Genomic DNA, 15,905 nt, shown 5'->3' with positions numbered 1-15,905 from the left:
GGCGAGTTGATTGCGGACCTCGCTCGGTATGCGCATACCACACCAACGACGCAGAGACCGTGAAGCAACGTGTTGATTCTTTACGAGCCCTTAGGTTCGCCCTTACCCGGGCGGGCGTCGATGTTGTGGATGTCGATGTCCAGCGGCACAGTCTCGTAGCCGGGCCACGGCGTGACGGCCCGGGGCGGGATGCCGGTCTCCTCGGCCAGCTCCCGCAGCGCCGCCGCTGCCAAGGAGTCGTCGGTGGGCTCGGTGTGGCCGCCGGGGGCGAGTCTCTTCCCGCTGGCCAGGTGCAGCACGTGCAGGACGCGGCCGAGCTGGTCGACGACGATCGCACTGCAGGTGACGTGGCCGGTGAAGGTCGAGCGGCTGGCGATGTCCTCGCCGGTGCGGTCGAGGGCGTCCAGGAGGACGCCGAGTTGTTCGCGCTCGTGAGGGTGGCGAGCGAGGTAGGCATCGACGGTGGCGTGGATGTGGTGGTGCGACAACGACATGGGGACTACCTCTGAGGGGCGTGTAGCGGGAGGAAGCGAGACGGGGGTGGGTTCGGGGCAGCTCAATCGCATCCCCTCCGCAGGGATCTCCTTGATAGCGGCGAGGGTTGCGGCGGGTATGCCCCACCGCTCTCGTGCCGTGTGCACGGCGAGTTGGGCTTGCCGTGCTCCGGGCGGGCCCCAGCCCAGCAGGGCGGCTGTCTGGGCAGGGCGGGATGCAGGCGGGCGAAGGAGTGTCCGATGGCCGATGAGGTCGTTACGGCATTCCTTCCGGTGTTCGTCGGACGGTTGAAGCATGGGGAGCAGGGAGGATCTGCAGCGGGCCGGTCCACTTGCCTGGCATAGCGGTGGCTTGGCGCGGGCGAGGCGGTCAGGGGGTGTCGCCGCTCATCCGGCGCTGTAGTTTCCACAGAGTTCGGAACAGTCCCGGGTGCTGGGTGAGCTGGGCGTAGGTGCCCTCCTGGACGATTCGTCCCTCGTCCAGCACCACGATCCGGTCGGCGACGGCCACATTGGTGAGCCGGTGCGTGATCAGCAGAATGGATCGGTCCTTGGCCAGTTCGCGCAGGCCGGAGAAGATCCGGTGTTCCGCACGGGCGTCGAGGGCGGCCGTGGGTTCATCCATCACCAGCAGTGCTGCCTGCCTGTGGAAGGCGCGGGTGAGAACGAGGCGCTGCCACTGCCCGCCGGAGAGCTGTTGCCCGCCGAACCATTCGCTGGTCAGGAGGGTGTTCAGGCCGGAGCGGAGGCCCGGCAGTATCTCTGCGGCGCCGGATGCCTCGCACGCGGCGAGCAGCGCTGCATCGCTGGTGTCGCCCTGCCCGAGCGTGATGTTGTCGCGCATCGTCAGCGGCAGGTACGTGAACTTCTGCGGCACCAGCGCGACATGCTCCCACGACCTCCATGGATCGAGGTCCGCCGTGGAGACGTGGTCCCAGGCCACCTCACCCTCGGTGGGCAGCAACAGACCGCATAGCAGGCGGGAGAGGGTGGACTTGCCGGAGCCGTTCTCCCCGACCAGCGCCACGATCTCACCGCGTTTCACGTGAAGGGAGACCTCGCTCAAGCTGTCCTTGGGGGCGCCGTCGTAGCGGTAGGTGACGTTGCGGACCTCGAAGCGCTGCGGGGCGGCAGCCACCGTCTCGGTGCCACGGGAGTCGGCCATGGCCTGCCCATGGGCGTTGTCGAGAAAGCCTTGCCAGTCCTGCACGTACCATCCGGTGCGCACCAGGCGGGCCCCGCCGTTGATGATGCCTCGCACTGAGCCGGTGGCGGTCTGGAGGGCGAAGACGGCGCCGCCGCCCGCCGCCAGGCCCATCCGTCCCGACGCCAGGAGCCACAGGAGCGCCGCCCACACCGCGAGCGAGGCAACCCCGCCGGCCACGGCTCCGGCCAGACCCATCCAAGCCCCGGTGTTCGCGGCCTGGCGTTCGGCCGCGTTGACGGAGGCGGCCAGCTTTCGGTACCGGCCGATCAGGAAGGGACCGGCCAAACAGGCCCGCATCTCCTCGCTGGACTCCATGTAGGCCATGTGCCAGCGCAGCTTGCCGAGCATCCGGCGCCGCCCGGAGGTTTCCAGGCCGGCGAGGTAGATCACGCGGGCGGAGCGGACGTAGGCGGCGGCCTGCGGCAGGCACGCGAGGAAGAGAAGGGGAAGGAGCAGCGGATGCAGGACGGTCAGCACGGTGGCGCCGGCCGCGAGTGTCGCGGTGGCTGCGAGGACGTCCTGCGCTTCCTCGACCAGGTCCGGGGTGACCTGGGCGCCGCGGTCGGCGATGTCGTAGGCGTCGTTGTAGCCGGGCTTGTTGTTGGCGGCCAGTTCCGCGCCGAGCGCGGCCTCGACCATCGTCACTTCCGCGGCCCGACCGAGCACTGGGCGCAGTCGGCCGGTGAGCCAGACGACCGCGATCCCCAGCATCGCGCGCAGACCGGTGGCAGCGGCGATCACGGCCAGCTGCGGGGCGGCATCCCACAGCCTCTCGGTGATGTCGCCCGCGGAGATCAGCGCGGTGATCGTGCCCGTGACCGCCAGGAGGCCAAGAGCTGCGAGGACGCCTGTCCCGATCTGACACACCAGCAGCCCGATGGTCGCGCCGCGGTCCACATGCCAGGCCATCTGTACCGAGCGCCGCACGAGCGAGGGCAGGCGGCGCGCCATGGTGCGGGAGGTCAGCTGGGAGCCGGCCTGGAGGCGTGACTCGTCGCGGTAGAGGTATTCCTCCTCTCGAACAGTGGCCTCCTGCGGTTCGTCGTCCGGCGCGGTCCCTTTCGGTGGTCGCGGCGGCTGGTCCTGTGTAACGGCCGAGGTCATCGTTCTCCCGGGGACGGTCACTGTGGCAGAGTCGTGAGGTCTAACGACACGGCTGCGATATCGAACACACGTCATTCGGTCGTGCTGGAAAGCCCGCTATTGCCTGCGTCAGGGAACCCTGCAGGCGCGGGATCCCTGACGGGGCTTGGAGCAGCTCCGGGCGGGGAATGGCCGAAACGCCGACACCGCCGCGCGGCGTGGGCAATCCGGCAGCTTTTCCTGGTCGTCCGCTCCTAACGGGGTTCCGGTTCGGTGTTCAGCAGCCTTTCCAGTTCTGCGGAGGCGTGGATGACCGCGCCCTTCAGCGCCTGGTGGTGGTGGGCGGGCAGGACGCCGGATTCCAGTCCGGCTGCGGCGATCACCGCGTGGAGCGCGTGGGCCGAGCCGGTGTCCAGGGTGGACGCGGCGATGGGATGGTCCAGTACGTCGCGGGCGGCGTAGGCGTCGAGCCGGGCCACCTCGGTGATGGTTTTAGGCAGCGTGTCCGCGCACTGCCCGTCGGGGTCCAGTTCGAGGGCGGTCAGGCCCGCCCGGGTCTGGAACACGGCGGTCGACGGATCGGGAGGGGCGCAGAGCAGTGCGGCTTTGTTCAGGGTGTGTTCGATGTCGGCCCGCGCAACCGGTACGCCGACGGGACGGCAGTGGGCGCGCAGGAGCAGGCCGATGGCGGTCTCCCAGGGTTCCGTGGGCTGGGTGGTGTCGATCAGGTCGAGGGCCTGCTGGCTTCGTCCTTGTTCCATCAGGGCCATGATTTTGATCTGCCGGCCGTCGAGGAGCCGGTTGCCGATGCCGCGGTGCTGGGCCATGGCTACGGCCGCTTCGGTCCACCGGCCGATGCGTGCGAGGGCGCGGGCGCCGTCGACGAGCAGGGTGACCCACAGCTCCTGGCACACCTGCCGGTGATCGGCCTCGGTGCTGGTCAGCGAGGACAGGTCGACGGTGCGGCCGTCTATCTCGGTCTTTCTGCGTTGACGGGCGGCGTGGTTGAGGCGGGTGAGGAGGTCATAGGCCGCCTCGCCTTGGCCGTCGCGTGTCAGTAGCCGGGAGAGGTTGACCAGCGGCATCAGCGACATGACGCCGATCGGCCCGCTCATAGGTCCGGCGTCGGCGAAGACCTGGTGCTGGCGCCAGCACAGGTCGGTGGCCAGGTCGGGCATGCCGACGTCGGAGGCGATGAGTGCGGCGTAGTTGAGGATGCTGCAGGTGCGGGCCACCAGGTCGTGGTGGCTCGCACCTGCGCGTGCGACGGTCAGCCCGGTGAGGTGGTTGATGCGCTCTTCCAAGGGGAGCGCGGGCGCCTTGGTGCGGCGGACCAGGGGGATGCGGCTGGCTATCGCGGGGATCATCGGCTCAGCCCTTGCGCGCCCAGTCGACGGCGAGTCGGCTGTAGGGCTTGTCGACGACGAAGCGCGCCTCGTCGACCGGCAGCCGGTCACGGGAGTCGGCGACGGCCATCCGGAAGCCCGGCTCGGGAGCGTCGTTGCCGCCGCTGGCGTCCCAGGCGCGGATCTCGGTCACGACGCGCTCGGCGAGGTCGCCTCCGGCCTTGCCGTGGCCGATCACTCCGACCTCCCAGTACCGGCCCTTCTCGTCCTCGCCCTCGCGGATGGTCAGGTAGGCCAGCGACCCGCCGTCGAGGGCGGCCATGGAGCCCCATCCGAAGTGCGGAGTGAAACCGGGGCGTTGGCCCGGCAGCCGGGACAGACCGTTGGGCAGTGCGCAGGCCAGGTACAGGTACAGCCACTCCCACGCCGAGCCCTGCCGGAACTTCACCCCGGTGTAGAGCTTGGTGTGCTCCTCGTCGAGAACCGTACGCAGCGCCTCGCGGTCGACGTTCTGCTCGCTGAACGTCTCCAGGCGGACGTTGCCCTCGCCTGCCATGGGGATGAGGGTGTACACGTCGTCGCAGACGCCCTTGCGGAGCGGGACGAAGGTGGCCATCTCGCAGGAGACGGTCTTCCACGTGTCCCCGTCGCGTTCGAACGCGAAGGAGCGGGAGATGCTGCCGCGGATGCGCATCGGCAGGACCAGGCGCCCGCCGGGCGCGAGCTGGTCGAGGATCTTGACCGGGACGTCTCCCGCGCCGACCGTGAACTGGATGCGGTCGTAGGGGGCGTGCTCGGGCAGCCCGGCCGCCCCGTCGGCCATCACCGCGGTGGCGTTCTGCACGCCGGCTTCGGCAAGGTTCTTGTTCGCGCCGGCAATGAGGTCCTCGTCGACGTCGAGGGTCCACACCTGCCCGCCGGGCGAGACGATCTGGCCGAGGAGGGCGGCGTTGTATCCGGTGGCGGCTCCGGCTTCCAGGACCTTGTGACCGGGCTGGGCGCCGATCTGTTCGAGTTGGGTGGCGACGACGGACGGCGCGGAGATGCAGGAGATCATCTCCCCGTGCTCGTCGTGCTTGATCGGGACCGCGTCCTCCTTGTACGCGCTCTCCAGGTCGACGCCGGGCAGGAAGGCGTGCCGGTCAGTGGTGCGGAACGCGTCGATGGTCGCCTGGCTGCGCAGGTGGCCGCTGTCGACGAGGCGCTGGGCGAGGGCTGCGCGCAGTTGGTCGGGGTCGTTCACGGGTGTCACGGTGGTCTCCATTCGAGGGAGGCTAGGGTCCGCCGGGGCGGACTTGCGGGTAGTCACGTCGCCGTCTCCGGTGGAGAAGGCGACGTGACGGCCGAGCCACGCGGTGGCGGCCTGCGCGTCAACGGGTACGCCCGCGCGGTTGAACGCGAAGATGGCGTGATGGGCGAGGACGCCCCGGATTCCGCGTATCAGTCGGCCGTCGGCGGCGAGCCGACGCAGGCGGCGGCCGGCGTCCTCGAACGCGGCGACGCGCTCGCCCCAGCCCACTTCCGGCTGCGGGCGCAGGGCGGCGTCCGCGTTCATCAGCCGCCGCATCGCGGAGATGGCCTTCTCCCGCGCGGCCCCCTGGGGCGGGTTGACGGGGGGCCGCGAAGAGGCCCACTGGGCGTACACGTCTCCGGCTTCGAACGGGTCCAGCCCGGCCTCGCGGATCATGGCGGACAGCAGCATCACGCTGCGCTCGCGGGCGCCGGGGGTACCGGTCTCGGCGAGCGCGGCCGGGCTGTCGGCGCAGAACACGTCGTGCGCGACTTCCATGCCTTCGGGGCCGCCGAAAGCATGGGTCTCCGGCTCGTAGATCCCGCCTGTCCAGCCGGTGATCACACGGTCGGCGACGAGCTGGTCCAGCAGAGTGGTGGCGGGCTGTTCGGTGCGCAGGCGTACGCCGGCGTCCTTGCGTAGGAAGTGGAAACGGCGTCCGGAGAGCGCGGTGGCCAGGGCCCGTGTGGCCGTGTGGTGCGGGTCGGGGAAGGCCACGGAGGCGTGCCACCAGGAGGTGTTCGGTGGGATGGGCAGGTTCTCGTCGTCGAAGGTCATGGGCAGCGAACTCCTTGCGGGGCGGCAGGGTGGGGGTCAGGTGAGCAGGAGGGCACGGGTCCAGCCGGCGTTGCCGGTGTCGTGCAAGGCGAGTTGGGCTCCGGCGCGGCCTTCCAGGAAGCCAGGTTTGGGCAGGTGCTCCCAGTCAGCGGCCAGCTGGCGGTGCAGGTCTTGGACGATCGGCGTGAAGCGGGCGGGCGCGGGGCTGTCGGCGGCGACCGCGCGGGTGAGGGTCAGCAGCCCGGCCCAGCCGTGGCAGAGGGTCGAGTCGGTGATGCGGACGAGCTGCTGTGGGTCGGTCAGAATGGTCTCGACGGTGTCCTCGGCCGCTTGACGCCGGGCGGGGTCGCCGAGGGCGAGCGCGGCGAGCTGTTGCGCGCGGGCGATGCCGGCTTGGCCGTAGCACCAGGACTGCCGGGCCGGTTGCGCCTCGGGTGGTTGGTCGACGCCCAGGTGGGCTGCGGTGAACCAGTAGTGGGTGCCGTGCCGGTCGAGCCAGATCGCGAACGTGCCGATGGCCTCCTCCTGGCCGGGGACGCTGACTCCGTCGCGCAGGGCGAGAGAGAGCACGGCCAGGGGCCCCGCGATCCCGTGGGCTATGCCGTTGTTGCCGTGCCCACCGGTCATCTCCGTCCCATCGGGGCCGGCCGCCGACCACCACCCCGGCAGCATTCGGCCGTCACCGCGGACAGGGCGGGCGAGTGCGACGAGGCAGGAGAGCACGTCGGGCAGCCGGGGCGCGATGGGGCGGGACAGCAGCAGCGCGGCGAGCCCGGTCAGACCGCGGATGAGGTCCCATTCGGCGAGATGGGGCAGCGCGCCGGCGGCCTGACGGCGGTGGACGGCGGCGAGCCGGGCGTCCACGACGCGGTCGACCGCCGCGCGGATGTCGTCACCGGCCCCGTGCGCGCGGGCCAGGACGAACTCCAGGGCGGGTGCGCCGTGGAAGAGGCTGGCGTTGCTGCCGGTGCTCACGCCCCGGGCGGTGGCCTGGGCGAGGTGTCGGCGGGCCGAGGCCAGGTCCCGGCGCTCGATGTCGAGCAAGGCCATCCCCAGGGCACCTTCGGACAGGTCCTGCGTACGGGGCACGGTCGTCGTCATGAGCGCCTGGCCAGAGGAACGACGATGCTGTGGGCCCGGCCGCCGATCCACCCGTCGGCGTCCGGCGGGGGCGCCTCGTGCAGGGTGGCGACACCGACGGGACTGGCATCCAGGTGCGCGCGCAGCAGGTCCAGGTCGACGTCGCGGGTGAGGTCAAGGGCGAGGTGTTGGTCATCCTCCGCCAGGAGCACCTGCTCCGGCACCCGGAACCGGGCCCGCCAGGCGTGGAGTTGATCCGCCCACTCCTGCAGCGGCGCGGTGCGGACAGGCAGTATGCGACTGCGGATCTTCCACCGGGCGGTGGCGAGGATGCTGCGCCGGTAGGTGAGGGCCGGGGTGAAGGGCAGGGCCCAGGCCGCACCCCAGTCGAACCAGGTCACCTGCGGGGACACGGCCCGGCTGATCTCGCCGAGGAAACGGGCCATCGGCGGGGTGTAGTTGTTCCACAGGAAGTTGATCGCGGTGGGTGCCAGCAGCTCCAGCGACTTGCCCGTCGCGGTCTCCACCAGCTGGGGACGGCCGTCGGTGACGGTGACCGACAGGTCGGCGGGGAAGAGAACGTTCGGGTCGGGGCGCCGGAATTCGCCGACGCTGACAACGCGGGGCAGGGCCTGCGGCGCGCGGGTGAGCAGGTCGGCCGGTACCCGACCGGCGTGGAAGGAGAGCTGCGCGAGTTCCGCATTCGGATCGACGGTGGGCAGGCTTGCGTACGCCGCCTCCGTGCCCGGCATCAGATGCCAGAACCGGCCGGTCATCGATCCTGCCGAGCGGGAGACAGTCAGCACGCGCAGCCGAAAGTCCCCACGGTTCAGAGCCGGGATGGAGAAGGCGTGGACCTGTGCAGCAAGTTCGAAGTGGGGTGCCAGGTCGTGTGGTTTGTCGCCGGCCGCGGCTTCCAGTTCCTCGATCACCGCCCCGCTCAGCGCGACAGTGCGGCTGCCTTCGGCGGCAGCGGTGCCAGCCAGCTCCAGCAGCAGTCGATCGCGCCGGGACATCGGCCGGGGCGGTTCGCTCGCCATGAGGAAGCCGGTCGGGAAGCCCACGCCCAGGTCAGGATCCGTGGCCACGTCCACCGGCACCATGGAGTTCTCGCCGTAGAGCTCGGTGAATCGCTCGATCCATCGCTGCCATGTCGGTGTTCCGGCCGGGTGGGTGACCAGGCGGGCCAGGACGGTCGCCGCGGTTTCTACTTCAGTCAGCACCTGCTCGGGCAGCCGCACGTCGGCGTCCAGCCGAAGGTCGCACGCTGTCCGCAGGCCAGCTGCCTGAACGCACGCCGCGGACGGCAAGACATCCCTGGGGTCGGCGACGGTGGCGGGCGCACGTAGCGACGAGCGCAGCAACCGCACCCGCAGCAGTTCACCGAGCAATTGGTCGCGCGCGGTGTCACTCACGGAGGGGAACTCCGCGGCCAGCTCGTCGGACAACTGGCCGTACCCGATCGGCGATCGGGCCAAATCAAGGACGAGACGCAGCGCGGGGCTCAGAGCGATGCGGAACTCGGCATCGCCCTCGGAGGGCACGTGGATGTGCTGGTCGCGCTGCTGGATCAGGGTGTTGACGCAGACCTCCGCGTTGGCCATGCGCGCAGTGTCGCTCTCCCAGTCGCTGAGCATCTTCTCGAGTCCGGCCGGCTCTGGGCGGGCCACGGCTTGGTGCTCGTCGCCGACGCGAACGGATGTGGTCTGGGCGAAGCCGAGCGGGGCAACACCGGCGAACAGACCGTAGGGGGTGGAGCGACGTGCGTAGCGGATCGCATAACGGGCGGTGGACAGCGCCGCCCGGCGCATCCGGCGCACCTTCGGCGTGCGGCCATCGGTGATGGCCTGTACCTGGTCCGCCAGATGAGGGCTCGCTTGCGACACGGTGTGGCAGAAACCGGTGTCGGACCACACCCTGCTCAGCCACGCGCGCCACTCCTCCACGGATGCCGTGCGCATCGGCCAATACGGCATGGCAGGTTCGGCCGTGTGGACCGCAGCGCGCAGCATGGCCTGCCCTGCGGCCTCGTACAGGCTGAGCCGTTGACGTGTCATCAGAATTTTCCTCATCTGCTGGGCGGGACGGGCCGGACGGGGAGAGCCCCGTCCGGCCCGCGCAGCCGGGATGAACCGGCTTACGAGGTGGTGCAGGCACTGGGGCAGGAGCTGCCGCAGTTGTCGCCGGTGCCGCACATCAGGACCGTCTCGTTCGCCGGCGTTCCCTCGATGAAGGTGATGTCGAGCCCGAACGGGTCTTCGTCGGCTTTCACGAGGTCGGCCTGCGCGGGAGCGGTCGGCTTTTCGGTCTGGGTGGCGGTCATGCATGCCTCCTGTAAGGGGCGGATGGTGCGGGGTACCGAGACCCGGTCGGGCCCCGGGGTCTGATGCCAGACGAGCAGGCCGGCGAAGTCGCCTGGCCTATGGCGTCCGGGGTCGGGGTGCGGTGCTGTCAGGCTGCTGCGGGCTGCGCCAGCGGGGGTGTTCTCGGCGGCGTGGTCCAGTACCTGGGTGAAGTGCTCGGCCCGTTCGTCGCCCTCGGCCTCTTGGGCTCGGGTGAGTACCGACAGGCCGCGCATGGTGAGCCAGCGCTGACGGTCCTGGACGAGCGCGGCGGCCTCATCTCGCTCGGCGTCCGTACGTAGAGTCCGCATCTCGTACACGGCTGTTAACTTTGGTGTGCGCTGGTGCGGCGGTGCGGAAGACGCGTTCACTGGTTCGCTCCACTCTCCACCGTGCCGGTCCTGGCACCCAGTAGGCGCCAGGCTTGGGCGAGGACGACGAGTTGGGTGACGTCGGCGGCGCCCGTCTCATCGAGCAGTTCGTCGAGTGCGGACCGGAGATCGGCGGGGGCGATTTTGGCGGCGAGGGCGATGCCGTGGGGAGTGCTGTACTCAGCAACTGCCTTCAGCAGCTGCAACTGCTTCGAGTTGAGCTCAGGCGCTGGCCGCTCCAGGGTGGGCGGAACGACCTGCTCGGCGGCCAATAGGAGATGCACGAGTACCTGCGGCTTGCAGCGAGGCGGGCAATGGACGCTCACCCGGATGTCGCGGACATACTGACGGACCGTGTGGGGCGACAGTCCGGTCCTCGTGGCGATGTCCTGGGCAGTGCGACCGTCCACAAGGTGCTGGGCGACGCGCCGGTGGGTCGGCTTCAACGGTGTGATCGGCGCGCTGGTCGTCGTGGACGGAGTCACGGGTGTCTCTTTCTCGGCTGGGCGGACGGTTTCCGGAAGGGGTGCCGCCGCTCCCCGCGGGGGTCGGCGGCACGGGCCCGTGCGCGGCGGTCAGAACGCCACGGCGGAGACTTCAGGCACGGTCGAATCCCCGCAGCAACTCGACGTCGGTGACCTGGCCGGCGAGTGCGCTGACCTCGAGCTCACCAGCGTGGACGTAGTGGTCCATTACGAAGTGCCGCGCACCCTGGACGAAGCGCTCACCGACTTCGCAGCCACCTCCATCCCGTCGACGGCATTCGGCCCCACGTGCACGGCGTGGGCCAGATCGCGGGCGGCGTCGCCGAGTTGGCCCGACATCATCCCGGCGGCTTCGTCGAGGACGCCCGGGTTGTTGAGGGTGTCGGCGCGCTTTCGATCGCAAGGTGGCGGAAGAGGACAACGAGGTAGCTGAAGCTGAACCCGGTCAGCGCGCAGAAGACGACTGTCAGCAGAGCGGTGCGCCAGGAGCGCAGCCGTTGCTTTGCGGTGGCGGGAAATCCGTTGTCCAGTACGACACCGTGGGCGCGGCAGACTTCCAGGGCCAGCCAGGCGACCGTGCATCCGAACAGGGGGTGCCCCAGGTCCGGCCGGGGGAAGCCAGGAACAGCCGCATACACGGTAGAGGCACCCAGGATCACCGCCGCAGTTCCTGCACGGACTGACGACCGCCCCTACCAGCCATATGAGCCAGGCCGCCGCGATGACGGAGGTGATGAACGCGGTGCCGTTGATCCATTCAAGGTCGCGTGGTCCCCATCGGATGCCGTACATGCGCGACACGTGCACCGCGCCCACGGCCAGCGTGCACAGGCACGCGAGGGTCAGTACCGCGGCCAGGTGCCCGAGCAGACGGCGCGACCGCGTATCGGCCGCCGGGAGCGTTACGGTGGAGACGTCAGGCACAGTCAAGCTCCCGTTCCGCCTCCGGATTGGTGCCGTGGTGTCCTGCCATGGCCTGGTCGCTCTCGCCGGCCTCGGAGGGGAGACCCTTCACGACCAGGGTGCGGCCGCCGGAAGTCGAGAGGATGCCCTCGTCTCGGAGAGCGTGCAGGCTCATATGGATGGTGGCTCTCGATACGCCGAACTCTGTGCCTAGGGTGGTCAGGGTCGGCATGAATACTCCGACGGGGTAGGTGCCGTCACCGATGCGCCTGCGGACGGTTGTCTGGATGTCGGTCCTGCCGGGGCCGTTCCACTGTGGCGGCATGGTGCCGTGTGGTGCGATCCCGCCTCGGCCGCCGTTGCAGGTGTCGACGATGCCGCTGTCGCGGAGCAGCCTGACGGCCATGTTGGCGTAGTACCGCGTGGTGGCGAAGTGCTCGGCTATCGTGCTGAGGCTGCGGACGGTTCCCGCTTCCCAGGTACCGTCGGTGATTTCCTTGCGCAGGAGGTCAGCGATGGCCCGGGGGTCGGAGGCGATGTCGTCAGGCATGGTTATCCCGCTCGTGATCGGAGGGCCTGAGGAGTTCACGGCCCCTCCAGGAGTGATGGTGCGTCGGCCGGGCGGGGCTCTGTGTACAGGTCGGCCACGACGGGGAGATGGTCCGATGCCCTCCGCGCGCGGGGCGTGTCGAGCACGGTGTAGGACCCCATGTGCCAGGAGAGATTCCGCGAGGGCAGGATGTAGTCGGACCGGTGATCACGGCCGTCCTTGCCCCAGTGACCGGCGGTTCTGGCGAACTCCAGCTCCAGTTCGGCGGCGGGGTCCACGTAGCCGGCGGCCAGGAGTGCACTCATCGCGCGCTTGTCGAGGCTTCCGTAGCTGCCGTCCGGATGCTGGATCCGGTTGCCCGAATACTGCGTCGGCGGAAGCCAGTCCCAGGTGTCGGGCTCGGGATCGCCGGGAGCCTCGGAGTTGAGATCGCCGACGAGGAGGGTGTCATCCCGGTCGCCGTACTGCGTGAGCCATCTGGCCTCGGCCAGCCGGTCGGCCGGGTCGAAGGGGTCGAGATGGGTGTGCAGGACGCGCAGCGGCGCGTCCACCCCGTCCACCTGGAGGTCGGCGCGCGAGACCGTGTGGTGGAAGTTCGCCTCGGCGACGTCCGGGTAGAAGCGCAGAAAGCGGATTCCCGGCGGTCGGACCAGCGTGACCAGGTGGCATCCATGGCTGGCTGACAGAGCGAGGCGGGCCTCTATCTTCAGCGCCGCAGCGATCATGTTGATCCATTGGCCGCCGTTCCTCTCCCACCGTTTGGCCTCTTGCAGACACACCACGTGTGGGTCGAGTTCTTGGAGCAGTTCGATCTGGTCGGCCAGGCGCTGATATGAGCCGTCACTGTTACGGCCGCCGTTGAGCGTGTTGTAGCTGACGAGCCGGAGATGCGAGTGCGCCGCACCAGCGAGCGCGCGAGGGCCGGAGGGGATGCTGTCAGGCACGGTCGAACCCCCTCTTCAGCTCCACGTCCGTGACCTGGTCTTTGACCGCCGCGAGTTCGATCTCGCCGGCCCGGGTGTAGTGCTCCACCACGCGAGAGCCGAAAGCCTCCTGCGCGAGCTGGCTGTTCGCGAAGTCAGTGAGCGCTTCGTCCAGGGTCTGCGGTACGGGGAGCGGTTCGGTGGCGTGGTAGGCGTCGCCCGTGCAGGGTTCGGGGAGTTTCGGCTCGGTGCGGATACCGTGGGCGATCGAGGCGAGCGTCGCCGCAAGGGCGAGGTAGGGATTGGCGTCGGCGCCCGGTACGCGGTTTTCCAGGTGCGGGTGTGTCCTGTGGCCGGTCACGCGCACGGTACAGGTGCGGTTGTCGTGCCCCCAGGAGAAGTTCGTGGGGGCGAATGAGTGCGGCCTGAAACGCCGGTAGGAGTTGAGGGTGGGCGCGTACAGCGGCCCCATGTAGGGCAGGTTTTCGATCAGTCCGGCGATGGAGTACTGCAGGCGTGCGGGCAGTTCGCTCGGCCGCAGGGTGTGGAACACCGGCTCGTCGCCGTGCCACAGGGACACGTGCAGGTGCATGCCGCTGCCCACGCCGGTCTGCGGGGCGGCCATGAACGTCGCAACCATGCCGTGCCGCTCCGCGATCTGGCGTACGGCGTGCTGATGAATGGTGTAGGCGTCGCAGGCGCGCATGGGGTCCCCGTACGGATCCTCGTACGGCCACGTCACCTCGATCTGTCCGGCCGCCCCTTCCGTCTTGATCGCCTCGACCGGGGCGCCCGCCGCGCGCAGGGTTTCCTGAAGGTCGTCGAAGAAAGCGCTCAGCGCTGGCGGATGGTCCAGGGCGTAGTCGAGGTTGTGCGGGCAGACGGGCGTCAGACCCTGGTATCCGCGGCGCCGTGCCTGCGCCGCGGTATGCCGGTAGAGCATGAACTCGCTCTCGATGCCCACCTTCGCTTTCAGCCCGAGCGCTGCAAGCCTTTCGATCTGCCGTCTGAGGATCTGCCGGGGCGCGACCTCGACTGGGCTGCCATCACGGTGGACAGCGTCGCCGTGCACCAGAACAGTGCGTGGCAGGTAGGCCAGGCGGCGGATGGTGCCCCGGTCGGGGACGACGCGCAGATCGCCGAACCCGTCGTGCCAGCCCGTGAGGTCGTAGCCAGGCTGCGGGTTCATGTCCAGATCCGTGGCGAGCACGTACTGGCACATCTCCGGCCCGTCCGGGAGCCGGTCCAGGAAGGTCTGGCCGTCGAGGCGTTTGCCCTTGAGGCGGCCCTGCATGTCGGGGATGGCGACCATCACCGTGGTGATCTCGCCGTCCCGCACCAAGTCGTCTAGTTGCGCCGGTGCCAGGAACGGGCGAGGTACGACGTAGAAGGGTTCGTGGCTGGTCTGGTCGGTCATCACACCACGTCCTCGGACAGTGCCATGGTCTCGGCGTCGGTGCCGAGCGGCGGGATCTTGTAGGAGCGTCGGCCCTTGGTGATCCACGTGATCCATGCGATGAGCAGGACTACGGCGAGGGCGATGCCCGCGTAGTTGAAGGACTGCACGGTGATCGGTGAGGCCTGGGGCAGGCAGAAGACGACGGTCAGCACGCTCACGTATCCGACCGAGATCCAGCCGAGCGGTTTGCTCCAGGCGCCGAGGTGCCAGGGGCCCGGTTCGAAGCGGTCACTGGCGCGCAGCCGCAGGTAGACCGGGATCACGTAGGCGGGCGTGATGCCGATGACGTTGATCGCGGTGACGGCGGCGTAGGCGGTCGGCGAGTACAGGCTGGGCAGCGCCAGGAGCAGCGCGATCCCCACCGACAGCCACACCGCGGGGACGGGGGTCTTGGTGCGGCTGCTGACGCGGCGCCAGGTCGCGGAGCCGTAGAGGGCTCCGTCGCGTGAGAACGCGTAGACCATGCGGGAGGCGGCGGCCGTCTCCGCGTTTCCGCAGAACAGCTGGGCGACGATCACGACGAGGAGCAGCCCCTTGGCAACACCGGTGCCCAGGACGTCGATGAAGATCTGCGCGGGCGGCACCCCGGTGCTCGTGCCCAGGGTGCCCGCGTAGTCCTCGATCGCGAACAGCAGCCCGGCCAGCAGAATGAACCCGGCCGCCCAGGACCAGGCGATGGCGCGCACGATGCCCTTGGGCGCGGCTATCTGTGCGCCTTTGGTCTCCTCCGACAGGTGGGAGGAGGCGTCGTAGCCGCAGAACGTGTACGCGGCCAGCAGGCAGCCGAGTGCGGCCACGTACACGGGGTTGTCGAAGCCGGTGCCGTTGTTGAAATGGGTGAAGACGAAGCCGGCGCTCTGGCGTTCGCCCGGGGCGAGGGTGAGCGCGCCGACGATCAGCGCGACGCCGGCGAGCTGCCACCACACCGAGATCGAGTTCAGCACGGTGACCAGGCGCACTCCGAGCGTGTTGAGGGTGCCGTGCAGTAGCAGGATGCCGGCGAATATCAGCATCGTCGTCTCGGGCGTGGGCTCAAGTCCCCACTGCAGGTTGGCGAACGCGCCGACGAACAGCGCGCACCCGTAGTCGATGCCGGCGATCGCGCCGAGCAGGCCCAACAGGTTGAGCCAGCCGGTGACCCATGCCCAGCGCGGGCCGCCGAGGCGGTGGGCCATGTAGTACAGGCCGCCCGAGGTGGGATAGGCGGAGGTGACCTCGGCCAGACACGCCCCGAGGATCAGGGTCACGGCGCCGATACCGACCCAGCCCCACAGCATGACGGCCGGGCCGCCGGTATTGAGGCCGTAGCCGAACAGGGTCATGCCACCGGCCAGGATGCAGATCACGCTGAAGCTGATCGCGAAGTTCCCGAAGCCGCCCATGCCGCGCTTGAGCTCGGGCGTGTAGCCGTGCCCGCGCAGCGCCGCGTCGTCGTCCAGCGGACGGCGGCTAGTTGATCGTCTGTGCGGCATCAGGCACCTCGGGGGAGAAGGGGGGGAGGGGAGAGACGGCGTAATGCGGGTGGTAAGTGCAACGGAAATGTCCTTTGGACGACTTTGAGGAGGAAGGGCGAGCACAAGGGGCCGCGGTCGCG

The 15,905-nt window shown here is 69.5% G+C and carries 13 protein-coding genes; all 13 read right to left on the bottom strand.

Translation table 11 applies throughout. The features are described from left to right. Nucleotides 1–80: 80 nt before the first annotated feature. A complete protein-coding gene (locus tag ACZ60E_RS44660; RefSeq protein WP_469448092.1) occupies nt 81–494 on the bottom strand; it encodes an NUDIX domain-containing protein in 414 nt (137 codons plus the stop codon). Nucleotides 495–864: 370 nt separating this feature from the next. Then, nucleotides 865–2,805 (bottom strand): ATP-binding cassette domain-containing protein, encoded by a 1,941-nt coding sequence (locus tag ACZ60E_RS44655; protein ID WP_469448091.1) that lies wholly within the window; start codon nt 2,803–2,805, stop codon nt 865–867. Between the two features lie 233 nt (nt 2,806–3,038). Beyond that, on the bottom strand, nt 3,039–4,151 hold the full coding sequence (locus ACZ60E_RS44650; RefSeq protein ID WP_469448090.1) for a hypothetical protein: 1,113 nt from the start codon (nt 4,149–4,151) through the stop codon (nt 3,039–3,041). Between the two features lie 4 nt (nt 4,152–4,155). After that, nucleotides 4,156–6,198, bottom strand: a complete 2,043-nt coding sequence (gene fxlM / locus ACZ60E_RS44645; RefSeq protein WP_469448089.1) for a methyltransferase, FxLD system — start codon at nt 6,196–6,198, stop codon at nt 4,156–4,158. Nucleotides 6,199–6,234: 36 nt separating this feature from the next. Further along, a complete protein-coding gene (locus ACZ60E_RS44640) occupies nt 6,235–7,299 on the bottom strand; it encodes a lanthionine synthetase LanC family protein (protein ID WP_469448088.1) in 1,065 nt (354 codons plus the stop codon). Then, nucleotides 7,296–9,290 carry a lantibiotic dehydratase family protein gene (locus ACZ60E_RS44635; protein ID WP_469448087.1) on the bottom strand — a complete coding sequence of 665 codons (1,995 nt, stop codon included), beginning with the start codon at nt 9,288–9,290 and terminating at the stop codon, nt 7,296–7,298. Before ACZ60E_RS44635 ends, ACZ60E_RS44640 begins: the two co-directional genes overlap by 4 nt. 125 nt (nt 9,291–9,415) lie before the next feature. Next, a complete protein-coding gene (locus ACZ60E_RS44630; protein ID WP_213089735.1) occupies nt 9,416–9,940 on the bottom strand; it encodes an FxLD family lanthipeptide in 525 nt (174 codons plus the stop codon). 47 nt (nt 9,941–9,987) lie between these two features. Continuing rightward, nucleotides 9,988–10,275 carry a hypothetical protein gene (locus ACZ60E_RS44625; RefSeq protein ID WP_469448086.1) on the bottom strand — a complete coding sequence of 96 codons (288 nt, stop codon included), beginning with the start codon at nt 10,273–10,275 and terminating at the stop codon, nt 9,988–9,990. A gap of 539 nt (nt 10,276–10,814) precedes the next feature. Beyond that, nucleotides 10,815–11,135 (bottom strand): hypothetical protein, encoded by a 321-nt coding sequence (locus ACZ60E_RS44620; RefSeq protein ID WP_189774674.1) that lies wholly within the window; start codon nt 11,133–11,135, stop codon nt 10,815–10,817. A 257-nt stretch (nt 11,136–11,392) separates the two neighbouring features. After that, on the bottom strand, nt 11,393–11,929 hold the full coding sequence (locus ACZ60E_RS44615) for a GntR family transcriptional regulator (protein ID WP_469448085.1): 537 nt from the start codon (nt 11,927–11,929) through the stop codon (nt 11,393–11,395). Between the two features lie 35 nt (nt 11,930–11,964). Next, nucleotides 11,965–12,873 (bottom strand): endonuclease/exonuclease/phosphatase family protein, encoded by a 909-nt coding sequence (locus ACZ60E_RS44610; RefSeq protein ID WP_469448084.1) that lies wholly within the window; start codon nt 12,871–12,873, stop codon nt 11,965–11,967. Further along, nucleotides 12,866–14,269 carry a glutamine synthetase family protein gene (locus ACZ60E_RS44605; protein WP_469448083.1) on the bottom strand — a complete coding sequence of 468 codons (1,404 nt, stop codon included), beginning with the start codon at nt 14,267–14,269 and terminating at the stop codon, nt 12,866–12,868. Before ACZ60E_RS44605 ends, ACZ60E_RS44610 begins: the two co-directional genes overlap by 8 nt. Beyond that, complete coding sequence (locus ACZ60E_RS44600) at nt 14,269–15,783, bottom strand: amino acid permease (RefSeq protein ID WP_469448082.1); 1,515 nt, start codon at nt 15,781–15,783, stop codon at nt 14,269–14,271. The genes ACZ60E_RS44605 and ACZ60E_RS44600 overlap by 1 nt, the downstream gene beginning before the upstream one ends. Nucleotides 15,784–15,905: the final 122 nt, after the last annotated feature.

It is taken from the genome of Streptomyces sp. NPDC102514, from assembly GCF_055584525.1.
This window is presented reverse-complemented; position numbering and strand designations above follow the sequence as displayed.